Origin of the sequence: Lacrimispora sp. 38-1 (genome assembly GCF_049890855.1) — a bacterium.
Lineage (GTDB): Bacteria > Bacillota > Clostridia > Lachnospirales > Lachnospiraceae > Lacrimispora.
In genome coordinates this window covers 50,990-77,113 of the sequence record NZ_JBANEW010000011.1, presented here as the reverse complement: position 1 = coordinate 77,113, position 26,124 = coordinate 50,990, and the positions used below count along the sequence as shown (strand labels likewise).

General features: G+C 44.4%; 24 protein-coding genes. 10 read left to right on the top strand and 14 right to left on the bottom strand.

Annotation, left to right across the window (positions count from 1 at the left end; all coding sequences use genetic code 11):
- Positions 1-9 precede the first annotated feature (9 nt).
- The 6 genes from V7D18_RS02960 to V7D18_RS02935 form a co-directional block, all read right to left on the bottom strand.
- Positions 10-570, bottom strand: a complete 561-nt coding sequence (locus V7D18_RS02960; protein WP_426151288.1) for a glycerol-3-phosphate responsive antiterminator — start codon at positions 568-570, stop codon at positions 10-12.
- A gap of 220 nt (positions 571-790) precedes the next feature.
- Entirely contained in the window at positions 791-1,153 is a 363-nt protein-coding gene (locus V7D18_RS02955; protein WP_426151286.1) for a DUF1667 domain-containing protein, read from the bottom strand.
- Between the two features lies 1 nt (position 1,154).
- Positions 1,155-2,420, bottom strand: coding sequence for an NAD(P)/FAD-dependent oxidoreductase (locus V7D18_RS02950; RefSeq protein WP_426151284.1), 1,266 nt, complete (start codon positions 2,418-2,420; stop codon positions 1,155-1,157).
- 1 nt (position 2,421) lies between these two features.
- The gene (locus V7D18_RS02945; protein ID WP_426151282.1) at positions 2,422-3,870 is read right to left on the bottom strand and encodes an NAD(P)/FAD-dependent oxidoreductase; all 1,449 of its coding nucleotides are present in this window, start codon (positions 3,868-3,870) and stop codon (positions 2,422-2,424) included.
- A gap of 181 nt (positions 3,871-4,051) precedes the next feature.
- Positions 4,052-5,554 carry a glycerol kinase GlpK gene (gene glpK, locus V7D18_RS02940; protein WP_426151280.1) on the bottom strand — a complete coding sequence of 501 codons (1,503 nt, stop codon included), beginning with the start codon at positions 5,552-5,554 and terminating at the stop codon, positions 4,052-4,054.
- Positions 5,555-5,738: 184 nt separating this feature from the next.
- Complete coding sequence (locus tag V7D18_RS02935) at positions 5,739-8,345, bottom strand: cation-translocating P-type ATPase (RefSeq protein WP_426151278.1); 2,607 nt, start codon at positions 8,343-8,345, stop codon at positions 5,739-5,741.
- 55 nt (positions 8,346-8,400) lie between these two features.
- Between V7D18_RS02935 and V7D18_RS02930 the strand changes: the two genes are divergently transcribed.
- Positions 8,401-8,607 (top strand): hypothetical protein, encoded by a 207-nt coding sequence (locus V7D18_RS02930; protein WP_426151276.1) that lies wholly within the window; start codon positions 8,401-8,403, stop codon positions 8,605-8,607.
- Positions 8,608-8,611: 4 nt separating this feature from the next.
- Entirely contained in the window at positions 8,612-9,094 is a 483-nt protein-coding gene (locus V7D18_RS02925; RefSeq protein ID WP_117415863.1) for an S-ribosylhomocysteine lyase, read from the top strand.
- On the opposite strand, the gene V7D18_RS02920 is transcribed toward V7D18_RS02925, so the two are convergent.
- The 3 genes from V7D18_RS02920 to V7D18_RS02910 are packed head-to-tail and all read right to left on the bottom strand — an operon-like array spanning position 9,091 to position 12,309.
- Positions 9,091-10,899, bottom strand: a complete 1,809-nt coding sequence (locus V7D18_RS02920; RefSeq protein ID WP_426151274.1) for a carbohydrate-binding domain-containing protein — start codon at positions 10,897-10,899, stop codon at positions 9,091-9,093. The genes V7D18_RS02925 and V7D18_RS02920 overlap by 4 nt on opposite strands.
- The gene (locus V7D18_RS02915; RefSeq protein ID WP_426151272.1) at positions 10,899-11,588 is read right to left on the bottom strand and encodes a DUF4956 domain-containing protein; all 690 of its coding nucleotides are present in this window, start codon (positions 11,586-11,588) and stop codon (positions 10,899-10,901) included. The genes V7D18_RS02920 and V7D18_RS02915 overlap by 1 nt, the downstream gene beginning before the upstream one ends.
- Positions 11,581-12,309, bottom strand: a complete 729-nt coding sequence (locus V7D18_RS02910) for a polyphosphate polymerase domain-containing protein (protein ID WP_426151270.1) — start codon at positions 12,307-12,309, stop codon at positions 11,581-11,583. Before V7D18_RS02910 ends, V7D18_RS02915 begins: the two co-directional genes overlap by 8 nt.
- Before the next feature lie 183 nt (positions 12,310-12,492).
- Here V7D18_RS02910 and V7D18_RS02905 point away from each other — a divergent pair, with 183 nt between their 5' ends.
- The 7 genes from V7D18_RS02905 (at position 12,493) to V7D18_RS02875 (ending at position 19,487) form a co-directional block, all read left to right on the top strand.
- The gene (locus V7D18_RS02905) at positions 12,493-12,894 is read left to right on the top strand and encodes an RrF2 family transcriptional regulator (RefSeq protein ID WP_117415864.1); all 402 of its coding nucleotides are present in this window, start codon (positions 12,493-12,495) and stop codon (positions 12,892-12,894) included.
- A gap of 54 nt (positions 12,895-12,948) precedes the next feature.
- Positions 12,949-14,832 carry an anaerobic carbon-monoxide dehydrogenase catalytic subunit gene (gene cooS / locus V7D18_RS02900; protein WP_426151268.1) on the top strand — a complete coding sequence of 628 codons (1,884 nt, stop codon included), beginning with the start codon at positions 12,949-12,951 and terminating at the stop codon, positions 14,830-14,832.
- An 11-nt stretch (positions 14,833-14,843) separates the two neighbouring features.
- Entirely contained in the window at positions 14,844-15,293 is a 450-nt protein-coding gene (locus V7D18_RS02895) for a 4Fe-4S dicluster domain-containing protein (protein WP_426151266.1), read from the top strand.
- On the top strand, positions 15,293-16,525 hold the full coding sequence (locus tag V7D18_RS02890) for an NAD(P)/FAD-dependent oxidoreductase (RefSeq protein ID WP_426151381.1): 1,233 nt from the start codon (positions 15,293-15,295) through the stop codon (positions 16,523-16,525). Before V7D18_RS02895 ends, V7D18_RS02890 begins: the two co-directional genes overlap by 1 nt.
- Before the next feature lie 183 nt (positions 16,526-16,708).
- The gene (locus tag V7D18_RS02885) at positions 16,709-17,881 is read left to right on the top strand and encodes a macrolide family glycosyltransferase (RefSeq protein WP_426151264.1); all 1,173 of its coding nucleotides are present in this window, start codon (positions 16,709-16,711) and stop codon (positions 17,879-17,881) included.
- A gap of 20 nt (positions 17,882-17,901) precedes the next feature.
- Positions 17,902-18,441 carry a PadR family transcriptional regulator gene (locus tag V7D18_RS02880; RefSeq protein WP_426151262.1) on the top strand — a complete coding sequence of 180 codons (540 nt, stop codon included), beginning with the start codon at positions 17,902-17,904 and terminating at the stop codon, positions 18,439-18,441.
- Positions 18,442-18,524: 83 nt separating this feature from the next.
- Positions 18,525-19,487 (top strand): hydroxyacid dehydrogenase, encoded by a 963-nt coding sequence (locus tag V7D18_RS02875; RefSeq protein ID WP_426151260.1) that lies wholly within the window; start codon positions 18,525-18,527, stop codon positions 19,485-19,487.
- Here V7D18_RS02875 and V7D18_RS02870 read toward each other — a convergent pair.
- The 4 genes from V7D18_RS02870 to V7D18_RS02855 all read right to left on the bottom strand — a co-directional run bounded on the left by V7D18_RS02870 (position 19,465) and on the right by V7D18_RS02855 (position 24,860).
- The gene (locus V7D18_RS02870; RefSeq protein WP_426151258.1) at positions 19,465-21,312 is read right to left on the bottom strand and encodes an alpha-amylase; all 1,848 of its coding nucleotides are present in this window, start codon (positions 21,310-21,312) and stop codon (positions 19,465-19,467) included. The genes V7D18_RS02875 and V7D18_RS02870 overlap by 23 nt on opposite strands.
- A 26-nt stretch (positions 21,313-21,338) precedes the next feature.
- Entirely contained in the window at positions 21,339-23,153 is a 1,815-nt protein-coding gene (locus V7D18_RS02865; protein WP_426151256.1) for an ABC-F family ATP-binding cassette domain-containing protein, read from the bottom strand.
- A 42-nt stretch (positions 23,154-23,195) separates the two neighbouring features.
- The gene (locus V7D18_RS02860) at positions 23,196-23,951 is read right to left on the bottom strand and encodes an exodeoxyribonuclease III (RefSeq protein ID WP_426151254.1); all 756 of its coding nucleotides are present in this window, start codon (positions 23,949-23,951) and stop codon (positions 23,196-23,198) included.
- Between the two features lie 273 nt (positions 23,952-24,224).
- On the bottom strand, positions 24,225-24,860 hold the full coding sequence (locus tag V7D18_RS02855; protein WP_426151252.1) for an HAD family hydrolase: 636 nt from the start codon (positions 24,858-24,860) through the stop codon (positions 24,225-24,227).
- Positions 24,861-25,042: 182 nt separating this feature from the next.
- Between V7D18_RS02855 and yeiL the strand changes: the two genes are divergently transcribed.
- The gene (gene yeiL / locus V7D18_RS02850) at positions 25,043-25,705 is read left to right on the top strand and encodes a transcriptional regulator YeiL (RefSeq protein WP_426151250.1); all 663 of its coding nucleotides are present in this window, start codon (positions 25,043-25,045) and stop codon (positions 25,703-25,705) included.
- Between the two features lie 100 nt (positions 25,706-25,805).
- On the opposite strand, the gene V7D18_RS02845 is transcribed toward yeiL, so the two are convergent.
- Positions 25,806-26,123: an energy-coupling factor ABC transporter substrate-binding protein gene (locus tag V7D18_RS02845; RefSeq protein WP_426151248.1), complete on the bottom strand. Its 318-nt coding sequence runs from the start codon at positions 26,121-26,123 to the stop codon at positions 25,806-25,808.
- Position 26,124: the final 1 nt, after the last annotated feature.

Below are 26,124 nucleotides of genomic sequence, written 5' to 3'. Positions count from 1 at the left end.
ATCCTCCTTTTACATGAACCATAACTCTTCCCTGGTGGTAGAGATCGCATCTGCTCCTGCGTTAAATGCAGCCATGATATCCTTCTTGTCCGATATCAGCCCGCCGGCGATGATGGGAATGTTGGTATATCTGCGGATCTCTTCCAGTGCTTTGGGCATTACTCCTGGCATGATTTCAACCATATCCGGATGGAAGGTGTCAATCTGCTTTTTTGTCGTACTCATGGCAAGCGAATCGATGATAAAAGTCCTCTGAATCCCGAATAATCCCAACTCCACCGCGCGCTTTACAAGGAGCGGCTTCGTACTGATGATACCATCAGCACAGGTATTTTCCTTAATGAAATCTACCACGATCTCTTTTGAACTGAGACCATGGGTCAGATCTGCATGTATCATGGCGTACTTTCCATGCTCTTTTATCTGCCGTACAATGTTTCCGATGTTTAAAATACTTCCGTATAGAACAAACACGACCTGGCACTCTGACTCAAAACACCGTTTCAGTCCGCCTTCATCCTTTACTGCCGCAATCACCGGAGATGTCTCCAGCAACTCAATTGCTTTCATTTTTATCCCTCCACACCCAAAAAACTATGGATCTTGTTCTACTTTATCAATCCTGACCACCACCGTCAAGAAATATTTTTCTCATTCTTTATTTTCTTTCGAAAGTAAAGTCTCTATCCATTTTTTTCCCGCAGCTGACTGATTAAAATAAACCCGCAGCAAAAGCTCTTTATACCCACGTATAAAGCGGGCGGCATTTGCTGCGGATTTTACTGATCAATTATGATCTTTTTACATTTCTTGCGGCTACGATGGATACTCCGGTACCGGCACAATTTTCAATGATTACATCTCCGATGGCAACCGGGGCTTGAACGGAGGCATTTTGAATTTCTTTCATACAATCAAATATTTTGCCTTTTGGAATATCTGTTTTTGTTTTTACGGGTACCATGGCAAATTCTCCGTCAACCACTCTTACAGTAGATGTTACCACCCTGGTTGGGCTTAAAACCTCTTTCTCCCCGTACTCTGCACCTCTTGCACAGGAATTGCCAGTCACGGTCACTGCACCGTTTTCTATACGTACGGTCAAAGGGCAGCCCAGTGGGCAGCGGATACAGATCAGTTCACGTTCTTCCATATTAATCCTCCTCTGTGCAGATTACGATTTCTGCCAAATCCGGATATTTCTCCAGACTTTCTTTCTTTATTGCTACCTGCTCCATCTCTCCGGGTGCAAGAACCTTTTTCTTCTTGTGATAAACCCGTTCATCGCCATAATAAATACTGATATAGCGGTCGCGATACACATCTGAAACACGGAAACGGATCTTCCACTGATCTGCATCGGAATCCCGGTTGACAAACTGGGGAACTGTATAGCGGACACCGTTTACACCCCGGATCCTGATATCGGCAGAAGAGGTTTCCTGTTTTTGGGATACTGCATAGGCTGCCGCACTTCTTCCTGCAAGAGCAGCCTCTTCGGAAACATAATCTACCAGATCATGAACATGGAGTACATTTCCGCAGGCAAACACTCCGTTTATGCTGGTCTCCAGACGGTCATTGACTACAGGACCTCCCGTAATCTGGTCAAGATTGACTCCGGCACTCTTTGACAGCTCATTTTCCGGAATCAGTCCGACTGACAGAAGAAGTGTATCGCAGGAATAATATTCCTCTGTTCCCTGTATGGGTCTTCGCTTTTCATCCACTGCAGCAAGCGTAACTCCGGTTACCCGCTCTTTTCCATGAATCTCTATCACCGTATGGCTTAATTTTAACGGAATTCCATAGTCGTCGAGGCACTGCACGATGTTTCTCTTTAACCCGCCGGAATAAGGCATCAGCTCTGCAACCACCTTTACTTTGGCACCTTCCAGAGTCATACGTCTTGCCATAATAAGGCCGATGTCTCCTGAACCCAGTATCACCACTTCTTTTCCCACTTCATAACCATCTAAGTTCATGAGACGCTGGGCAGTTCCTGCGGAATAGATACCTGCCGGACGATAGCCCGGTATGTTAAGGGCTCCCCTTGGGCGTTCCCTGCAGCCCATGGCCAGGATCACAGCACCAGCTTTTATCTGGATTAAGCCCTCTTCCCGGTTTATAACCGTAAGTACCCTGTCACTGCTGATGGAGAGAACCATGGTGTTAAGTTTATACGGTATTTGTTCCTTTTCAATCATGTCAATATAGCGGGACGCATATTCCGGTCCTGTCAGCTCTTCTTTAAATGTATGAAGGCCAAATCCGTTATGAATGCACTGATTTAAAATACCCCCCAGGTGACCTTCCCGTTCCAGAATCAGTATATCCTCAGTGCCTGCTTTCCTTGCAGCTGCAGCTGCAGCCAGACCTGCAGGACCTCCTCCGATAATAACGATATCATGCTCTGTCATGTCACTCTCCTCCTTGTCTTTTCCCTGTCAGTAAATTGGAACCGGATCTGTTTTTGCAGATGTCTTCCATGTTTTTTCCTGTTTCCCTTGCAAGAATTTCCATTGTCTTCGGGATACAGAATCCTGACTGGCACCGTCCCATTCCTGCACGAACCCTGCGCTTAATTCCATCTACGGAAACTGCCCCTAAGGTTCTGTTTACCGCATCTGCAATCTCTCCTTCACTGACACCTTCACAACGGCAGATGATATTTCCGTATCTCGGATCATTTTTAATCAGTTCTCCGCGTTCTTCCAGGGAAAGCTTCTGGGGATTGATAATGCCTTTTCTTGTTTCGATGAAGTTTTCCTTCTTCTGTGCATTGGCTTTCCCAGCTATCTGCTCTGCTAAATAAACACCTACTGCGGGAGCGCTTGAAAGTCCCGGAGATTCCATTCCTGCCGCATCGAAAAAACCTTCTGCATCTGCTGCCTCTCCAACTACAAAGTCGTCTCCCTCCTCATGGGCACGGAGACCGGAAAAAGAGGTGATAACCTGACGGAACGGAATGTTATTCACGCCCCAGGCCGCTTTTTCCATAATATCGGAAAGTTCCTGGGCAGTTGTGGATGTCTCTTCTTTGTCGGTTACATTCACTGCAGTCGGTCCTGTCAGAAGGTTGCCGTGAACCGTAGGTGTTACCAAAACACCTTTTCCCATCTTTCCGGGAAGCTGGAATATGGTATGGCTCACCAGATTCCCTGCTTCTTTATCCAGAAGGCAGTAATCTCCTTTTCTGGGTATGATATGAAGCTTTGTCTCACTGACCATGTTGTGAATCTGGTCTGAGTAAACGCCGGCCGCATTGACCACATAGGAAGCGTGGATTATTTTATCACTGGATACTAAATCATAACCGGAATCCGTTTTGTTAATTGTCTCAATTTCCGTCTCAAATAAAAAATCGGTTCCATTGTCACAGGCATTCTCTGCCAGAGCTATGGTTAAACCAAAGGGACATACGATTCCACCGGTTGGAGCATATAAAGCCGCTACTACGGTTTCAGACACACTGGGCTCCATGGCGCGGACTTCATCTCCTGTCAGTATGGATAAATCGGGAACTCCGTTTTTTAAGCCTTTTTCGTACAGCTCATTGAGAGCCGGCCTGTCATCTTTAGAAAAGCAGAGAACCAGAGAACCGTTGCGGACAAAGGAAAAATCAAGAGCTTTAGAGAGTTCTCCCATCATGCGGTTTCCTTCTGTATTAAACTTCGCCTTTAATGAGCCTGGCTCGGCATCATATCCTGCATGCACGATGGCACTGTTGGATTTTGATGTACCAGAGCAGACATCTTCCTCCCGCTCAATGACACAGATTTTCAGCTGATAGCGGGACAGCTCCCTGGCTATGGCACAGCCCGTGACTCCGCCGCCGATGATCGCCGCATCGTAATTTAATTCCTTCATAATCAATCTCCTCCAAATCCGTGATAATTCCCGGTTCGCCGGGAATATAGAAAAAAAAAGAGTAAGGAAAATAAACGGATAGCTCCGTATCATAATCCTTACTCTTTCGTCTCAAAGGTTATTTATTTAATTGTATTAATGCTAACATAATTTCAGTCTGATTGTCAAGTGATTTGTAGTCTTATTCATCCTCATCCTGAGACCAGTACAGGGCGCATTTAACGGCTCGCTTCCAACCCCTGATTCTCTTTTTGCGGCATTCATCTTCCATCTGCCTGTCGAATGTTCTGGAAGCCTTCCAATTCTGTTTGATCTCTTCCCTGTCCTTCCAATACCCCACTGCCAGACCTGCCAGATATGCAGCGCCAAGAGCAGTTGTTTCGATGCAGCCTGGTCTGACAATCCGGGTATCCAGTACATCTGCCTGGAACTGCATGAGAAAATTATTGGCACAGGCTCCGCCGTCTACCCTCAGCTCTTTTAAATGGATCTGGGAATCCTGCTCCATGGCTTCAATAAGGTCATAAACCTGATAGGCCATGGATTCCAGCGTAGCCCGGATAAACTGCTCCTTGCTGGTTCCTCTGGTCACTCCCACTATGGTACCTCTGGCATACTGATCCCAATAGGGAGCTCCAAGGCCTGCAAATGCCGGAACCACATAGACACCGCCGGTATCTTCCACTGCCTGGGCATATTCTTCTGTCTGGGAAGCGGACCTCACCATACGCATGGCATCCCGCAGCCATTGTATTGCGGCGCCTGCCACAAATACGCTTCCTTCCAGGGCGTACTGAATCCGGTCCTGATCACTGGCTGCAATGGTGGTCAGCAGTCCGTGTTCCGATTTCACCGCTTTTTCCCCGGTATTCATAAGGAGAAAGCAGCCGGTTCCGTATGTATTTTTAACTTCACCGGCTTCAAAGCAGCACTGTCCGAATAAAGCTGCCTGCTGATCTCCTGCTGCTCCGGCAATGGGGATCTTCCCGCCCATCACGTCTGAGGATGTATAGCCGTATACGCAGCTGGACGGTTTTACATCAGGAAGCATGAATTTTGGTATATTAAAATAGTTAAGAATGTCTTCGTCCCAGCATTTTTTATGAATATCAAACAGCATGGTTCTGGAAGCATTGGTATAATCCGTTACGTGGATGCAGCCCTTGGTCAGATTCCAGATCAGCCAGCTGTCCACGGTTCCAAAAAGCAGTTCTCCCCGCTCCGCTTTTTCTCTGGCTCCCTCAACATGATCCAGGATCCATTCAATTTTACTTCCGGAAAAGTAAGCGTCCGGAATCAGACCGGTCCGCTCCCTGATAAGTCCATCCAGACCATCTTCTTTCAGGCGTTCAATGCGGTCAGCAGTTCTTCTGCACTGCCATACAATGGCATTGTAAACAGGCTCCCCCGTCTCCTTATCCCATACAACAGTGGTTTCTCTCTGGTTTGTAATTCCAATTGCAGCAATATCGCTGTAATGCGCCCCAATTTTCCCCATGGCCTCCATGGTCACGGAAAGCTGTGATGACCATATCTCCATAGGATCGTGCTCCACCCAGCCTGGTTTTGGAAAAATCTGCCTGAATTCTTTTTGCGCCTCGCTGCAGATTACCCCTTTCTCATCAAACAGTATGCAACGGGAACTGGTGGTTCCCTGATCCATAGCAATTACATATTTTCCCATGTTTCCTTCCCCTTCCATCTTCTTTCATTTCGTTAATTTTTTACCAAGCAATAAAGAAAGAGCCTTGGAAATGTACGGTTCCCCGCAATCATCACCTGGCTCTGTCATCTCTTAGGCTTTTTATAAATAATACAAATTTATACTACCACGCGGACAAAAATATGTCAAGTTCTACAAAAAAACCTTAGTGCAGGCTTTCCCGTATTGTTTTTATCGCCTGAATCACCAGTGTTGGAAGGATTGCAAATATAAAAATGGTTATAAACTGCCTTCCTGTCAAATCTGCCACATAAAAAAGATTATGTAATCCGGGGATAAAAAGAACTGCTGCCAGAAGAACTGCCCCTGCCTCAAATGCCATAATGCTCCATAAATTGCTCATAAATCCTATTTTTAAAATGGAATGGCTGCTGCGGCAGTTAAAACCGTGAAACAGTCTGGCAAGTGTCAGCGTGGAAAATGCCATGGTACTGGCTGCAGCCTCGCTTCCGGTTATCAGTCCGGTGCTGTAGGAGGCCATAGTGCATACCGCAATGAGTGCCCCCTGAAACAGGATCACAAGGATAAACCTTTTTGTCAATATTCCTTCCTTGGGATTCCTGGGCTTCTGGGACAGCAGATCAGCTTCCGCCTGCTCCATTCCGATCGCAATGGCAGGAAGGGAATCTGTCAAAAGGTTGATAAACAACAGATGCACCGGTGCAAATGGCATGGGAAGTGCCATTAGAGAGGTATAAAGCACGCATAAAATTCCAGCCATATTTCCTGAGAGCAGGAACTTGATGGCATTTCGGATATTCCGGTATACATTGCGTCCGTTTGCAACCGCTTTGATAATTGTAGCAAAATTATCATCAGTCAGGATCATGGAGGAGGCTTCCTTGGAAACCTCCGTTCCCATCTGGCCCATGGCAACGCCTATGTCTGCCTGCTTTAAAGCAGGAGCATCATTGACACCGTCTCCTGTCATGGCTACAATATGGCCCTTTTTCTGCCATGCACGGACAATTCTTATTTTATGTTCCGGGGATACGCGTGCATAAACACTGATGGATTCCAGCCTGTGTCCCAGCTCATCTTCCGACATATCATCAAGCTCCGGACCGCTGACTGCCAGGTCATCTTTCTCCAAAATACCAATCCGTTCCGCAATGGCTGCTGCCGTAATCTTATGATCTCCCGTAATCATGACCGGGTAAATTCCTGCTCTCCGGGCATTGGTGACGGCATTCCTGGATTCGGGACGGGGAGGATCCATCATGGAAACCATTCCAAGAAATGTATATCCGTTTTCTGAATTTTCCGAAAGCATCTCCTGATTATCCATTTCCCTGCAGACAAACGTGAGTACCCGGAGTCCCTGGGCGGAAAACATCATGTTCTGCTCCATAAGCATCTGTTTGTCACCGTCTTTTATTGGGCGGATTCCTTCCGAAGACCAGATATGGGTTATCCTGGGAAGCAGCATATCTACTGCACCTTTTGTGAAGAGAATATTCTTACCTTCTAAATAGTGAAGGGTACTCATGAGCTTTCTTCTGGAGTCAAAGGGAACCTCTCCTAATCTGGGATGGCAGGATCTGACTGCTTCATCATCTACCCCTGCACGCTCCGCCATCAAAAGCAGTGCGGTCTCTGTAGGTTCACCTGTAAGAGCCCCACTGACGTGGCTGGAGTCATTGTTTAAAACGGCATCATATAGTAAATATTTATGTACGGGAATCTCAGGCTTCAGCATTTCCGGAAGATAAAGTCTGTTATTAACAAAAACCTGTTGTACTGTCATTCGGTTCTGTGTGAGGGTTCCTGTTTTATCAGAACAGATAACGGATACACACCCCAGACTTTCCACCGCTTTTAAATCTTTGATGATGGCATTTTCTCCTGCCATCTTCTGGGTTCCCATCGCCTGTACAATGGTAACAATGGAACTGAGCGCCTCAGGTATGGCAGCAACAGCCAGCGCCACCGCGAACATAAGAGAATCAAGAATCGGCATTTTTCTGTATACACTTAATCCAAAAACAATGGCACAGATAAATAAAATAGCCGCTGCCAGCCGGCTTCCAAACTGGTCCAGGCTCACCTGGAGAGGGGTCTTTTTTTCTCCTGTATCATTCATTAATGAGGCAATTCTGCCGATTTCCGTATTCATTCCCGTTCCGGTGACGACTGCCATGGCCCTGCCCGCTGCAACCTGGGAGCCGGAGAAAACCATATTGGACTGTTCTGCCAGAGGAACCTTTTCCATGCGCAGCCTTCCCGTATGTTTTTCTACATTGACGGATTCTCCGGTTAAAGAGCTTTCATTGACCAGCAGCGAATAATTTTCCAGTATACGGCCGTCTGCAGCCACCATATCTCCAGCCTCTAACAGAAGAATATCCCCAGGTACGATTTCTTCCGACAGGACTTCTTTATTTTTTCCATCCCTTCTTACCCACGCAACAGGTGCAGATAATGACATCAGACTGTCTAAGGATTTTTCTGCTTTCTGGTGCTGTACAGTTCCAAGAACTGCATTAAGCAATAAGACTGCAAAGATTACTCCGGTGCTCTCCACGTCACCAGATACCATGGAGATTACCGCTGCTATAATCAGAATGATGACCAATAAGTCTTTAAACTGATCCAGAAATACTTGAAAGGCACTTTTTCGTTTTGCTTTTTTCAGCAGATTGGGACCATGTATCTGCCTGCGCCTGAGAATTTCTTCGGAATTCAGTCCATTCCTGTCAGCATGAAGCTGTTTAAGGACTTCATCCTCTGATAAACGAAACCATTCTTCCATTAATGACGCTCCTTCCCATTTCTCCTACTATGGTATGAAACAGGAAGGGAGTTTCATGAATGATTTTCCCGGCTTTGGCTGGCTGCTATTTTTTATTCCCGCTTTGCTAAAAACGGAAAAGATCATTTATCTGGATGCTGCAGACCCATTAAAACAGCCCCATGCAATTATTTCTATTGCATGGAGCTGTTTTTTTTATTATAATTTGACTGAAAACAACCAATTAATTCACCGGCTTAACAGCCTTTCAGAAAGGACCTGATTATATGGAAAAAATAACAAGCTTTACCATCAATCACTTAAAGCTTCTTCCAGGTATCTACGTCTCCCGCAAAGATAAAGCAAACGATACTGCAATTACTACCTTCGATATCCGCATGACAAGACCGAATTTTGAACCGGTTATGAATACGGCAGAGATACACACCATTGAGCATTTAGGGGCTACATTCTTAAGAAATCATGAATCCTTTGCTTCCAAAGTCTTATACTTTGGGCCTATGGGCTGCCGCACCGGTTTCTATCTGCTCTTAGCCGGGGATTACAAATCCAGGGATATCGTGCCGCTCATTACTGAAATGTATGAATTCATACGTGACTTTGAGGGAGAAATCCCCGGCGCCGCTGCCAGAGACTGCGGAAACTATCTGGATATGAACCCAGGCATGGCGAAATATCTTGCAAGAAAGTTCCTGGATACTGTTCTCTACGGAATCGATGACGAGCACCTCATTTATCCGGCAGATTAGCGGCTGTTTTCAGGTGCCGTAATGCCCCTGCCCCTTACGCTGGCTGCGTTTGAGGTCACAATTGACTCAAGCGCCAGTTCGGTCTGCTCCGAGCCTGCCGTAAGGGTGCAGGTACTGCCGGTCTGCAGTCCGGGACTGCTTATGACAACCGAAGAATATTTTTTATCAGGGGTAAAGCTGATCAGCTCATTTCCATCCTTGTCTTTGAGCGTAATTGCAGTTCCAGCTTCCTGCTGTGACGTAAAATGATATAAAACAGAGCATTGAGAAGAGGAATCGTCAAACCCCTGCGCCATTCCAGAGCTTCCTGCCGCTATCACTGTGCCGCCAGTTACCGTTCCGTCTCCATTATAGTCTATAGCTCCATTTCCGTCACTTACCGGTCCGGTGACATAAACCGCTCCTCCGGATATGAAAAGACTTCCGTTAGAATCCAATCCATCTCCTCCTGCATCTACGTACAGAGTCCCTCCTGTTATCTTAATATAAGCATTTGTATCATTCTCCATGCCTCTGCCCATTGGACCTCCACGCATTCCGCCTGAGCCGCCGCCTCTTCTTTGCTGACCGTCTTCTGACTGACTCTCAGCTGATGGTGCTGTTTCTTTTTCTGATGCCTGGGATTCGTTCCCCGCAGATTCCGTAGGAGTACCTTTCCCCTGGTCACCCGGAGGCAATTGAGACTGCCTTTTTTTGCTCTGATCCTTCCTGGTATTCTCTCCCTCTGAGGTGGAAGATTTCGGCTCCGCCGCATTGATTCCATCATCTGAAGTTTTAATGGAAATCTCTCCTCCATTGATCGTTACCCGATGACCTTCCAGTCCCTCATAACTGCCTGTTACAGTTATCGTACCGTCATTGATCACTACATCCTGGTCGGCATGGAACGCATCATTTCCGCTTTCTACAGTAAAGGTTCCTCCATCAATTACAATATTCCCGCTGGCATGGAAGGAATCGTCTTTAGAATTTACAGTAAATGTTCCGCCTGCCACATAGATATTTCCCGGAGATGTATCATCCTCATTGTCTGATTTCACCGCTTTTCCTGAAGTTGTCAGCTGAAACGTTCCATCAAGGATTTTTACTTCATCCTTACCGGACAAACACTGGGAAACGGCGTTAATAGAAATATTTCCTCCCGTAATTGCCAGAGTATCCTTAGAAACAATTCCATGTTTATAGTTGGCATTTACCTCCAGACTTCCGCTCCCATTTACAGTCAGATCCTCCTTGGAGAATATAACGCCATCCACAGTATTGTCATCCGTATCTATGTATTCAGTTCCTCCTGACAACTTATTTGTTGTACCGTCTGACAGAGTAACAAAAACTTTATCAGCAGATTTAACATAGATTGCCGCACTGGTATCACAATTTATCACGGCATTATCTAACACGATCTGAACCTTATCAGTGTCCGCTGCATTAACAATGATCTGACCGTTTTCCAGAGTTCCGCTTACAATGTAAGTTCCTTCCTTGCTGATAGTTACAGTGCTGCCGGATACGCTGGCACCGGTTCCCTCTGTCTCAGATCCGGCTGCATTTAAGCTGATTTTGACCGCACTGCTTTCATCATAGCTTCCATCCTTATCGCGGTCTGTGAATTCCTTATCAACGGTTACTACTGACGAACTGCTGTCGGTAGTACCATCAGTGTCAGAACCGGTCTGTATGCTTTGGGAAACGGCAGTGCTTTCTGTTGCAGTCTGGCTTTTGCAGCCGGATATACCTGTTACCGCCAATGCTGCTATTAATAAAATTGCGGCTGTTCTGCCTCCTGACAGTTTTCTTCTTATCATTATAATTCCTCCTTATTGCTTAAGGGTCTTCCTAAGAATATCTCAAGATTTCCGTTTCTGCACCGTAAATCATCAATCAGTTTCTTTTCTTCTTCGTTATTTTTTAAAACCACTTCATAATCCAGTTTATAAAGACTGCCCATATTGGTTGTCTTCACCTGATTTAAATCCCATTTTTTCAGATACCGGGTAAAAACCTCATCAAACACAGATGTATAATCCAAAGACTCAGGAATTGTAATCTTAAGTACTTTTGCCTCTTTTTTCTGCTGCCCGAATTTAATGGAAGCCAGCAATATATTTACCCCTCCCATGATAAGTACAAACAAAACTGCCATGCCAACATATCCCATCCCCGTAGCAAGTCCAACAGCCATTGCCTGAAAAATGCTGCTGATCTCCTCTGCCTTTCCAGGAACTGACCGGAAGCGTACAAGAGAAAAGGCTCCCATCACTGCAACTCCGGTCCCAAGGTTTCCGTTGACCAGTAAAATAACCATCTGCACCATCGCAGGAAGCAGTGCAATTGTCACCACAAATCCCCTTGAATATGAATTCCGATACATGTAAATGCCTGCAATTACCAGCCCAAGAACCAGCGAAGCGGTTAAACACATAAGAAATGACCCTGGTGAAAATAAAACCTCTGTTTCCTCTGTTAATATTGATTGAAACCATGTATTAAGCACAGCTTACTCCTCCTTTTTTCTCTGATTTCAACAATTGCTTTTTCTCGTACGCCCGACCATATTTGGAAAATGAGGCCGGATAGATTTTAAGCTCATCCAGTATATGTCCCAGCCAGAGAGGCATGGATCCTGGAATTTTTATCTCCATAAGATACCAGCCGTTCTCTAAAAGAGGGGATCCCCAGGAACCATTCTCCAGTCTTAAGCACTCTGTCCTCCACTGAATATTTCCATCAAAGGTCAGCCGCAAATTATCATCCTCCATTCCATAAAGAGCAGTTCTCTCATAGGAAATATACATGACAGGAACTATATCTTTGTAAAAATGCAGAAACCAGTCAATCTCACGAAGCACCTGGGTATCTCTTCCCGGTTTTATTCCTCTGTATAAATAAGCCTCTGCGTCAGCTAAATTCAGTGTTTCGCGGCGTTTGTAAACAACACCCTTATATTTCTTTTTCAATTCAAGAAATACGGAACTGTTTTCTTTGGGAAGCCCATAGCTTCGCAGTCTGAATTTTTCCTTATAAACCGGCTTTTCCAAAGATTCCCTGATCAGCCTTGCATCAGGTGTGTCAAAATAAACATTGCATATTGTAGAATTACCATATTGATCTGTTTCCATTTTTCCCTTCAGCCTTTTTTTAAGTTTCAGGAATTGTACCGGATCTAACAGATATTTCATCTCTGTCCGTTCAAACGTCATTTGATATCCACTCATAAAAACCCTCCTTATCCGCTTTTTTCTGGTACTTTACGCAAATTATACAGAGCCAACCTGAAATCAACTTGAAAAAACAGCAGGTTCACAGATCTTTCACAGCTTACAGGAAAACAAAAATCTTATTGATAAAACTTGACCATTTAGGTGCAGTATGTTAATCTTATAACGTGGAGGTGCTATATGCTCATTACCAGAGAATGCGATTATGCCATAAGGATCATTAGAGCCTTATCATCGGGCGATATCATGAACGTTCCTACGATCTGTGAAAAAGAATCCCTCACTTCTGCCATTACCTATAAGATGGCACGAAAGCTGGAGAAAGCGGGATTAATCAAAAGCTATCGTGGAAGCGCGGGAGGCTATGCCTTAAACTGTGATCTGGAACGCACAACTTTATATGATATTCTTACTGTCATAGATTCGAAAATGCTGCTGATTGAATGCATGCAGTCCGGCTATGACTGTTCCGTGAACCAGCCTAAGCAGCCATGCCTGGCTCACAGAGAGTTCTTAAGAATACAGATGAATCTCAATAAGGAACTGAAAGAGTGTTCTTTGGCCAAGCTGCTGCACGGATAATTTTTTTAATTTAATCTTTACCAAAATGGTATAGAATCAAAAGGAGGAAAAACAATGAATCAATGTTACGGGTGCAATACCTGTCAAAGTGCCGACAAACCTTTAGAAAAATTCATCTCTGCCTTACCTATGGAAACTTCTCATCACAGGGTGGAAAAACAAAGTACCAAATGCGGGTTTGGTCTTCAGGGAGTCTGCTGCAGACTCTGTGCCAACGGTCCATGCCGGATTACGCCGGATGCTCCCCGTGGAATCTGCGGAGCAGATGCAGACACCATTGTTGCCAGAAACTTCTTAAGGGCGGTGGCTTCAGGAAGCGGCTGTTACATACACATTGTTGAAAATACAGCATTAAATCTAAAAAATACAGCAAAAGTTAAGGGCGAATTAAAGGGGTTAAAATCCCTTGACCATCTGGCAGACATCTTCGGAATCGTGGAATCTGATGTGTACAAAAAGGCGGAAAAGGTCGCTGATGCGGTAATTGCTGATATTTATAAACCGGAATATGTGGAAATGGAGCTGACCGAAAAAGTTGCCTACGCTCCAAGAGTTGCCCGCTGGAAAGAGCTTGGAATCATGCCGGGAGGCGCAAAATCCGAAGTATTTAAGGGCGTGGTCAAATGTTCCACCAACTTAAACTCCGATCCCCTGGATATGCTGGTTGACTGTTTAAGGCTGGGAGTCTCCACAGGTGTTTACGGACTGACTCTGACAAACCTTTTAAATGATGTACTTCTTGGACAGCCGGAGCTTCGCATGGCTCCCGTAGGACTTCGCGTTATTGACCCGGATTATATCAACATCATGATCACCGGCCACCAGCACACCATCTTTGTTGATTTACAGGAACAGCTTATCACTCCGGAAGCAGTTGCCAGGGCAAAGGCAGTTGGGGCCAAAGGCTTCAAGCTGGTAGGCTGTACCTGTGTGGGGCAGGATCTGCAGTTAAGAGGTGCTCATTATCAGGAGGTATTTGACGGTCATGCAGGAAACAATTACACCAGCGAGGCCATACTTGCAACCGGTGCAATTGATGCCGTTCTTTCTGAGTTCAACTGCACGCTTCCCGGTATTGAGCCCATCTGTGATGAACTGAAAATCAAACAGATTTGTCTTGATGATGTAGCGAAAAAATCCAATGCGGAGCTGATGAAGTTTGACTTTGAACACCGCAGGGAACAGAGCGAAAAAATCATCGACAAAGTAGTAAAATCCTATCAGGAACGCCGTGGCCAGGTACCATTAAATCTTCTTCCGGACCATGGGTACGAAAACACCCTGACCGGAGTCAGCGAAGGTTCATTAAAGGACTTCCTGGGCGGAAGCTGGAAGCCGCTCATTGATTTAATCGTATCCGGAGATATCAAGGGTATTGCAGGAGTGGTAGGCTGTTCCAACTTAACAGCTGGAGGACATGACGTTCTTACCGTAGAGCTGACAAAAGAGCTGATCGCGAAAGATATTATTGTGCTGACTGCTGGCTGTTCTTCAGGCGGTATTGAAAACTGCGGCCTTATGACACCGGAAGCTGCAGAATTTGCAGGTCCCAAATTAAGAGAGGTGTGCAAAAAGCTGGGAATTCCGCCAGTTCTTAATTTCGGTCCATGCCTTGCCATCGGACGTCTTGAAATCGTTGCTACTGAAATTGCACAGGAGCTGGGAGTCGATCTTCCCAAACTTCCCCTTGTTCTTTCCGCAGCACAGTGGCTGGAAGAACAGGCACTCGCAGATGGCTGCTTCGGCCTTGCCCTGGGCCTTCCGCTTCATTTAGGACTTCCTCCCTTTGTGACAGGAAGCAAGATTGCTGTTAAGGTTCTCACTGATGGCATGAAATCACTGACCGGGGGACAGGTAATTATTAATAATGACGCTGTGGAAAGTGCCGGCATACTGGAAAAAATCATTATGGAGAAGCGGACCGGTCTTAATATATAGGAGGAGGGCATATGAAACGGATATTCATTGATGAAGCCAAATGCGACGGGTGCAAGAACTGTGTTCTCGCCTGTATGCAGGCACATAGAAAAGATGGCGGAAGCATTTATGATCTGGATTTAACCAATCCGGAAAATGAATCCAGAAATCACATCGTCATGAAAGGGAACGGTCACTATGCTCCCATCTTCTGCCGCCACTGCGACCAGCCGGAATGTGTGATGTCCTGTATGAGCGGAGCTCTTGTAAAGGACGAAGAATCCGGTCACGTATATTACGACGAAGAAAAGTGCGGTTCCTGCTTTATGTGCGTAATGAACTGCCCTTATGGCGTATTAAAAGCGGATACAACCACAAAAACCAAAGTAATTAAATGTGATTTCTGCTTTGACCACGACAGCGAGCCAAGCTGCGTAAAAGCCTGTCCAACCAAAGCAATCTATGTTAAGGAGGTGGAATGATGACTCATGTAATTATCGGTGCAGGAGCTGCCGGCATCTCTGCTGCAAAAACCATCCGAAAGCTGGAACCGGAGGCGGATATCATCATGGTGTCAGTTGACGACCAGGTCCATTCCCGGTGCATGCTTCATAAATACTTAAGCCATGAACGTGATGAGGCATCTCTTTCCTTTGTCCCCGCAGATTTCTTTGAAGCACTTGGGATCACATGGCTGAAAAACAGAGAAGCAGTACATATAGACCCTGAGAAGCAGTCAGTACTGCTGGAGGATGGCACAGAACTTAACTTTGACCGTCTTCTTATTGCAACAGGCGCTCATAGCGTTATCCCCCCCATAGTTAATTTAAGGGAAGCAAAAAACGTATTCGGTCTCCGTAATTTAAGCGATGCAAGGCAGATCCGGAAATTTGCCCAGACTGCAGACAGAATTCTTATATTAGGTTCCGGACTTGTCGGCATGGATGCCGCTTACGCATTTCTGGAGCAGAAAAAAGAGGTGACTGTTCTGGAGCTGGCTGACCGGATTCTTCCAAAGCAGCTGGATGAAAAAGCCGGTAAAGCCTATCAGAACTTATTTGAACAGCATGGCTGCAAATTCATACTGGACCGTAAAGTGGTTTTAACTACTATGCCGGAAAATGATAAAATAAACTCTGTCATGCTGGATGACGGCACCATTCTGGAGTGTGACATGATCGTTGTCGCAGCCGGGGTACGCCCTGCAACAGACTGCACAGAAAATTGTGAAATTGCTGTTGACCGCTTTATCAGGGTTAATGAATGTATGGAGACATCCTGCAAGAATATTTATGCTGCAGGTGACGTGAACGGAATTTCTGCCATCTGGCCCAATGCCATGAAGCAGGGATACACAGCCGCCTGCAATATGTGCGGTATTCCCACACCTTATGAAGATCCTTACGGCATGAAAAACACCATGAATTTTTATGGTCTTACAACCCTTTCTTTAGGAGACGGAATTGCCAGAGACGGAGATCAGATCGTGTCACAGGAGGACTCCGGATGCTACAAAAGGGCAATCTTACGTGATGGGTGCCTGCAAAGTATTATGATTCAGGGTCCCATTGATTACAGCGGCATTTATCAGTATCTGATAAAGAACCAGGTATCCCTTGATACAGTAAATACTGATGTCTTCCATCTGTCATTTGCTGACTTTTATGGTACAGATTCCCGCGGACAATATAGATATACCATGATAGCGCAATAGTAAAAAAGCGGTAAGGTAACGGCTGAGATAAATAACCGTTTGCCCTGCCGCTTTTTCGTTTCATATGGGCATTTTTTAATATGGTATTTGGAAGTTCTACCTTAATAGCAAAATTTCTCTTGACAAATATATCACTCTGATATAATATCCAAACTATATCAGAGTGATATAAGGAGGAACGAAATGAATATACTATTTATAAATGCAAATCTGTACGGACATATTAATCCCACACTCGGACTGGTTAAGAAGCTTACAGAAAGAGGTAATAAGGCAGATTATTTTTGCTCAGCTGAATTTTCAGGACAGGTGACAAAGTCCGGTGCAAACTGGATTGACTTTGGCAGCGGCCTGAATCTGTTTTTAAAGAGTTACCGGCCCACGGACCGGCATCCGTTTTACATGTTAATGGAATATATTCTTTCATATGATGAAGTAATGCTACCTCAGATTCTGGATATTTTAAAAGAGCGCACATATGACCTCATCATCTGCGATTCGATCTTTGGAGGCAGCTGTTTTTTAAAACAGCTCACCCATATACCAGTTATCTGTTCCCATTCCTCTTTTGCCATGAGTCATGCACCAGTACCACAACGGATGCTCATGCCAGGGACTCATCCCCAGCTGGACCACTGCTTTCAGATATTGAACAGAATCTGTAACTGTTATAAAATAGAAGAACCGACACTGGAAGAAGTATTCATAAGCAGGGGCGATCACAATATCGTATATACAACCAGGGAATTTAACGGTGATGACTCAGTAAAAGAACCCCAATATTTATTTGCCGGACCTTCAATGGCGCGGACACAGGATACAGAGTCTGTGGACCTGTCCGGGATTGCAAGCAGAAAACTGCTTTATATATCACTTGGCAGTCTGAATACAGACTTTCTGGATTTTTATAAGATGTGCATTTGTGCATTTCGTGAAACAGACTATTATGTATGCATGTCCATTGGGACAAAGTGCGAAGCGGCCCAATTAGGAGAAATACCGCAAAACTTCGTGATAAAAAATGTACTTCCACAGCTTGAAATTTTGAAAAAAGCGGACGCATTCATTACTCATGCAGGCTTTAACAGTGTGAATGAGGCATTATACTTTGGAGTACCCATGCTTTCTTTACCCCAGGTCAATGATCAGCATATGACAGCAAAAAGGCTTGTATCCATGAATCTCGGTTTATCAGATAACATAAAAGAACTATCAGCGGAAAAACTAAAAGATCAGATACAGCAGCTTCTCTCAAATGAAACAATAAAGGAAAACTGCCTGAAAATTTCCCATGAGATGAAACACTGTGCGAATTGGGATCTTACAGCCGAAAAACTGGAGAAGTACGCAAAATAAATGAAAGAAGGAAATTTATAATGGCATTAAAAAACAAATCCTTATATGCAATATTAGGAATCTTAAATGTCTCACCAGGCACAGGCTATGACATAAAAAAATACTGCGACACCGTACTCTCAGGATTCTGGAATGAAAATTTTGGCCATATTTATCCAACACTTAAAAAAATGCTCACAGAGGAACTGGTAGAGATTGTTGCAAACGAAAAGAGTGAGAAAAAAATACTATACCGGATTACTCCCAAGGGCCGGCTGGAATTAGAATCCTGGCTTATGGAGGAAACGGAGTTACAGCCGATGCGCTCTGAGTTTATGCTGAAATTATTATTTTCAAACGGCCAGCCAAAAGAGCACATCATCAAAATGCTGGAAGACTATAAACAAATCCATGTGAAAAAACAGGAAAAATACCTGGCCATGCAGCATGATCTGGGACAGGGAATAGAGGAAATATCCGAAGATCGCTCCCGTTTTTTAAGGGCTATGCTCCGCAGAGGAATATTATCCTGTGAAGCCACCATTCGCTGGTGTGATGAGACCATGGAGTCCAGACTATAACAGATTAGCTTGAAACCCTGTAAGGCCTGTGTTACTATCATTTATAAGATAAAGTGGTAACCCCTTCCAGAAAGGAATCAAATATGTTTAAAGTGCTGATCCCAAGAACAATCTCTCATACAGGTACAGACTACTTAAAGGAAAAAGGCTGCGAGCTTATATTATCCGTTCCGGCATCTGCATTTGATCCGGTATTTGAACAGTGCCATGCCATACTTACAGGTCCCTCCAAAAAGTTCCGGTACGATAAAACTTTGCTGGAGCGATGCAAAAACCTGAAAGTGATTTCCAGCTTCAGTGCAGGAGTGGACTATATTGATACTTGCTATGCAGAAAAGCTGGGTATACAGGTGACCAATTCTGGAAATGCCAACTCTAATGCAGTCGCAGAGCATACCATTTTTTTCGTGCTCGCCTGTGCAAAAAACCATGAGATTATGTCTGATGCCGTGAAGAAAAGTGACTTTTCAATCAGAAAGGATATTTTTAACATAGAGCTGTCCGGTCTTACCCTGGGACTTATTGGCTTTGGAAACATTGGAAGGCTGGTAGCAAAAAAAGCAGCTATGGGATTCGATATGAAGGTCATCGTCTATGATCATCATTTAACCCGCGCCAATGCCCCGTTTGGTGTTATTCCAGTGTCTTCTCCGGAAGAAGTCTATCGGAATGCGGATTTTATTTCCCTTCATGTCCCTTATACTGAAAAAAACAGGCACATGGTAGCGAAAGAGCAGCTGGATATGATGAAGCCATCCTCTTTCTTAATCAATGTCTCCAGAGGAGGTCTGATTCAGGAGGAAGATTTAATCCAGGCTGTGAAAGATAAAAAAATAAAAGGGGCTGCTCTTGATGTGTTCGAAAAGGAGCCCCTTCCTGCAGACAGTGGCCTGCTGCAATATGACAATATTATTGTTTCTCCCCACTGTGCAGCCAATACCAGGGTAGCGCTTGACCGTATGGAGCTTTTTGCAGCCATGGATATCTGGAGAGTCTTAAATGGAGAAAGACCGGAATTTCCGGTCAATCATCCTTTTTCCCCATAAATACCACAATTGTCCTGGGAGGAATGGGAATACTCTTTCCTTCCAGCACCGGCTCTTTTCCTTCCTCATACCTGCCGTTTTCTTCCATCTTATCCGTATGAAACACCACATGCCACTGATGTTTTTTAGGAAGATTGGGAAGGTCGAACGTATGGGGTTCCCAGTGCATATTATAAGCCACATAAAAATGATTATCTGCCGTCCCATCTGATTTTCCGGCATAATCCCCCCAATAAAGAATTCCCAGCTGACGCTTGAAATTCTCATATTCCGGATACCACGGTTTCACACCATGATAAGAAACATCAGGAAATCCACAGGCAAGATAATCCATGTTCTTTGCTTCTTCTTTCATGTGAAACACCGGATGCGCCTTTCGAAAGGCTATGACTGATTTAACAAATTCAAAAAGATCCCTGTTTGTTTTTAAAAGGTTCCAGTTTAACCATGAAATATCATTATCCTGACAATAAGCATTGTTATTGCCTGACTGGGTATTACCAAACTCATCCCCTGCCATTATAAGAGGCGTTCCCTGACTTAAAAGCAGCAACAGGAAGGCATTGCGAAGCTGCTTTTTTCTAAGCTCAACCACCTTTTTCTTTCTCGTAGGACCTTCTGTTCCACAGTTCCAGGAATAATTATAGAGATTACCATCCTGATTGAATTCACCATTGGCTTCATTGTGCCTGGTATCGTAGGATACCATATCCATCATGGTAAACCCATTGGTATTTGCCATAAATTGAATCATGCCCCTGTCAGAGGGATTGTTTCTGGACTGGAAAACCAGATTCTTCATCTGCTCCTCGTCCCCTTTGAGCACTCTTCTCATATCCATCTGAAAGCTGTCATTATATTCTGCCAGATACTTTGATCCTTTTTGAGGAATATCCCCCCATGAATCGGCCCAGAGCTTTAAGCCTTTTAAATAGGGATCACGCCCGATTAAGTCAAGAGGCGGATATCCCACCAGATGAATGCCGTCCAGATGAAACTCATCCGCCCAGAACCTGACCGCATCAAGAGCAAAGGAAGGAGACTCCTTTCCTGTGAAATAGAGCTCTGTAATAAGTTCCATTCCTTCCTTATGAAGAACCTTCACAAGGCTTTTTAATTCTAAGACAGAATCTTTCTGATCACCTGATGCATAGGAAGCTTTTGGCGCAAAATAATATCCGGACGTATATCCCCAATAATTTAACTTTCCCGTAGGTTTATCCACACCATATGGGTTTCCATGCACAGTTTCAGGAAGAATCACTTCCTGAAACTCATAGACCGGCATCAGCTCAACTGTTGTGATTCCCAGTTCTTTTAAATAGGGGATTTTTTCCTCTAACGCCCGAAAAGTTCCTTTATACCTGGTCCCGGAAGAAGAATGCATGGTAAAACCACGAACATGAATCCGGTAGATTACAGAATTCTCATATGGAATCAGAGGACGCTTCTCCTTCCCCCATTCAAATGAGTCAAATGTAACCGGACTTTTTGATATAACAGCAGCTCCTTCCAAATCTCCCCAGTTATCCTTATCTGTAAAAGCTCTCCCATACGGATCGGAGAACCGTTTTCCATCAATCTCATAGCAATAAGAGATCCCGGTAAAGTCATCGCCCAGGATGGTCACAGAAAAAACCTCTCCCCTCTTCTCCTTCTCCGGAAAGAGAAAGGTACAGACAGGCTCCTTTTCATTGTCACGGAAAAATAGAAGCCGTAATTCTACTCCCTGTGCAGCAACGGAAAAATGAATCCCTCCCGCAGTCTTTGTCATTCCCATGGGATAATATCCTGTTTCTCTCCTGGCGATCCTGTACTGTTTCATCCCTTTTCTCCTTTGTAACAGTCCTGTTACTGGTTCTGAATCTGTTCCGCCAGATCATTTAAATACATCCAGCGTTCCATCTTCTCCTCTAAAAGCCCTTCTTTTTCTGCCTTTTCTTCCATCAGCTGGTTCAGTCTTCCATAGTCACTTGCGGCATCTTCTATCTTTCCATCAAGCGTGTCAATGGCTTCTTCCAATGCAGCAATTTCATCTTCAATCGTTTCCCATTCCCGCTGTTCTTTATAGGAAAACCGAAGCTTCCGCTCTGGTTTTGGTTTTTCCTTTCCCTTCTTCTCTCCGGTTTCTTCCTTTTTGTCAGTTCCGGGTACTTCCCCGGGAAGCCCGTCCGGATATTTCGCAGCGAAAGCCGCCTGATAATCCGTAAAACCTCCCTCGTACTGAGTGACCTTTCCCTGTCCTTCAAAAGCAAAAATTCTGCGCACAACCCGGTCTAGGAAATAACGGTCATGAGATACCGTTACGACAATGCCGGGGAAACTGTCTAAGTAATCCTCAAGGATGGTAAGTGTCTGAATATCCAGATCGTTCGTCGGCTCATCAAGAAGCAGAACATTGGGTGCTTCCATCAGGATCCGCAGCAGATACAGGCGCCGTTTCTCCCCTCCGGAAAGCTTTTCAACTGTTGTATACTGAACGCTGGAAGGAAATAAAAACCGCTCCAGCATCTGTGAGGCGCTGACACTGCCATCTTTTGTTTTGACGTATTCAGCTGCGCTTCGGATATAATCGATCACCTTTAAGCTGCCGTCCATATCTTCGCTCTCCTGGGAGAAATACCCCATCTTTACGGTCTGTCCCACCGTTAAGGTTCCCTCATCGGGCTGAAGCCACCCAGCAATAATCTTCATAAGCGTGGATTTACCGGACCCGTTTGGACCAATTATTCCTATACGGTCGTTTTTTAGGAAAATATAGTTAAAATCCTTCATCAGAACCTTATCACCAAAGGCCTTTGTTATACCTTCCAGTTCTACAGTAGTGCGCCCGAGACGGCTCTCAATGGAATCAAGTTCTACGTTTTTATCAAACTCCGGTGCCTTTTGGTCACGAAGCGTTTCATACCGCTCAATATGGGCCTTCTGCTTGGTGGAGCGGGCCCGGGCCCCCCTTTGCATCCACTGAAGCTCGATGCGGAGGATGGACTGGCGTTTCCGCTCGGTGGCCTGCTCCATATCCAGCCGGTCTGCCTTCAGCTTTAAATAACCCTCATAGTTCTCCTGATAGCTGTAAAGCTTTCCCTTATCAAGCTCCACAATCCGGTTAGTCACACTGTCTAAAAAATACCGGTCATGGGTAACCATCAAAAGAGCACCTCTAAAACGGCGAAGATAATCCTCCAGCCAGTCCGCCATGCTGCTGTCCAAGTGGTTGGTCGGCTCGTCAAGAACCAGTAAGTCCGCAGTGGAAAGAAGAACGCTCACAAGAGCAACTCTCTTTCTCTGTCCGCCGGATAAGGTATCCACTCTGGTATCAAATTCGGTAAATCCAAGTCTGGTCAGCATATTCTTGGCCTGACTTTCCAAATCCCACACATGCTCGTGGCCTTCATTCTCCCGGATAATGCTTTCCAGTATGGTTTCTCCTGCCTCAAATCTTGGATTCTGGGACAGGAAGCGGATATCTAAGTTTCTTCCCTTTGCCACACTTCCCTCGTCCGGTTCTTCAAGTCCTGCCACAATTCTAAGCAGTGTGGATTTTCCAGTACCGTTAATACCGATCAGACCGATTTTTTCACCTTCATTTATGCTAAAACTGGTATCATCAAAAAGCAGCCGTTCCGTATATGATTTTGTTAAATGCTCTATTGTTAATAAATTCATGTTTTTATTGTTCTCCTGTGTATTACTCTGTCTGATCAGTCACTATTTAATTACAAGCTCTACCGGACAGTGATCAGAACCTGTCACCTGAATATGAATGTCTGCACTTACCAGCCTGTCCTTCAGACTTTCTGATACACAGAAATAATCAATACGCCACCCGGCATTCTTCTCTCGTGCCCTGAATCGGTAGGACCACCAGGAGTAAATCTCCTCCTGATCGGGATAAAAATACCGGTAGGTATCCACAAACCCACTCTCTACAAGAACAGTAAACTTTTCTCTCTCCTCATCGGTAAACCCGGCATTTTTCCGGTTGGATTTGGGATTTTTCAGATCAATTTCTTTGTGGGCTACATTTAAGTCGCCGCAGAAAATGACAGGTTTATTCTCTTCCAGCCCCTTTAAATAAGCGCGAAATGCATCTTCCCAGGTCATACGGTAGGGAAGGCGTGCCAGTTCATTCTGGGAATTGGGAGTATAGCAGGTCACCACGTAATACTCCGGAAACTCAGCAGTAATGATACGGCCCTCTTTATCGTGTTCTTCTATTTCCATTCCATAAGTGACCGATAACGGCTTTTCTTTGGTGAACAGGGCAGTACCTGAGTATCCTTTCTTTTGTGCGTAATTCCAATATTGATAATAGCCTGGGAGAGAAAGGTCAATCTGGCCTTCCTGCAATTTGCTTTCCTGAATGCAGAACACATCTGCATCTACCTCATGAAAATAATCCAGAAAGCCTTTTTCCACACAGGCACGAAGTCCATTCACATTCCATGAAATTAATTTTTTCATCGCATTCACCTCCGTTAAAAAGATAGTGTTAGTATACCATTTTAAACAGCATTCGAAAAGGGCGTGTTGCAAAACTGTTATTACAAACGGTTTTAGCTGCACGTTCTTAATATATGTGATCTGTTTTTATGTTTTATTAATTATAACACTTTTGCGGCTTCTTCGGAATCCGCATTTTTGATATCAAGACATAAAAAGGGAGCTGATGCTCAACCAACTTAATGTTAGTTGAGCATCAGCCCCTTGGTGTTGGGGATCAGCTACTGTTGCAGCTTAAAGGATGCTTTTCAATTCGCCGAAATTATTAATGATAAAGGTGGGGTCTTGAGCTTTCAGTTCTTCATAAGAATTGTTTCCATAGGTTACACCACAGGTGTGACAGCCTGCGCCCTGTCCCATCTGAAGGTCAAATACCGTATCCCCTACCACCAATGCCTCTTCCGGTTCACATTTCTCCTGCTCCAATATTAGTCGTGCCATGTCCGGAGCCGGCTTTTTATTTTCTACGTCCTGTTCGCCGTAAATACGAGAAATAAAAGGACTTACCTTTAAATGATCCAGCAACAGATGAAGAGCTTCTTTGCCCTTACTTGAGGCAACTGTAATAACGATTCCCTTTTGTGACAGGTACTCTATTGTGCTCTTTACATTTGGAAACAGCGTTACACTATCCATGCAGATTGCCTGGTATTTTCTGCGGTATATATCAATGGCATTATCTATCTCGCAGTCTGGGATTTTTAATACGGAGGAAAAGGTATCCCTGAGCGGCAGTCCTATTTTTTCCTGTATGTCCTTCTCCTTTGCAATTCCATAGCCCAGCTGCTTCCCTGTGGCCTGAATTGTATTTACAATGCTGCTCTTTGTATCTGCTATTGTTCCATCAAAATCTAATATTATAAGCTTCATGATCCATACCCTCGCACACCCCTGGAAAAGTTTGTTGTTTTAAGTTATTGCTGCTGCTTTTAATACGCAATATTATATCATTTGCTTTTTGTGAAAAATATGAGTTTTCTCACATAAATCTGGAATTTAGGGCAGTTTTATAGTAAGATAAATTATAAAAAAAGTTTGAAAGAGATTTGTCTATGAACATGAAAAAGGCGAACGATATAATTCCCTCATATGTCACTAATATCTTTTCTTTTGATATTACTCCATATGCCAAATGGAAAGAATTTCGAAAAAATGAATTAATATGCAGAGAAGGTGATGATTTATCTGATCTGGTGTTTCTCATAAAGGGAAATGCCAAGCTTTTCCTGACTCATGAAAACGGAAAAGTTACCATCATTGATTTTTTTAAATCTCCTGCCTTATTTGGGGAGATGGAATTTATGGGTGCGCAGAAATTTACCAATGGAGTCATTGCTTTGGATCAGTGCTTATGTATCCTGCTGCCCCTAAGGGAAGTCAGCCATCTTTTAAGAAATGATACTAAATTTTTAAATTATCTGTGCCTGTTTTTATGCCGGAAGGCTCTTCGCAATACCTCAAATTATGCGACCAACCAGAATTATCCTCTGGTAAACCGTTTGGCTAATTTTATACTATTATCTGCAGATGGAGAAATCTATAATAGTAAACACACGGAAGTTGCGGAATACCTCGGTGTCAGCTACCGTCACCTTCTTCATGTGTTTGCGGTTTTATGTGAGGCGGATATTTTGCAGCATATAGACAAAAAAAGATACAGAATTAAGGATTTTTCATCCCTTGCGGCGCTGGCTGTCAATGAGAATAGTTTATGACAATAAAAAAGAGAGCCGATTTAGATATATTATGATATCTGAACCAGCTCTTTTTCTGTATCTAACTGTCAGGGTAACGTTTACCTTTACATTCTAATCATTATAACTGTTTATCCTGCCATTTTTTCCGTTCTACCAGTCTACCCATAAAAAATGCGATGACTCCCACTCCGATTCCTGTCTGAAGGCAGAACAAAAGGCTTTCTATTTCCCCCGGAAGCTCTCCGTCTATGGCAGCTTCCATAACGGGAGTAAACCATGGTTCATATTCCGCACCGCGAATTTCTGTGATCATCTGGCTTCCTGCATCATCCGATCCCCCGAACTCTGCTCCCTTTAATGCAAACAAAGGAATGATAGCAATCAGACATACGAGAACCAGCAGCACCGCGACGGTCTGTTTTCTTTTCCTGCTCATA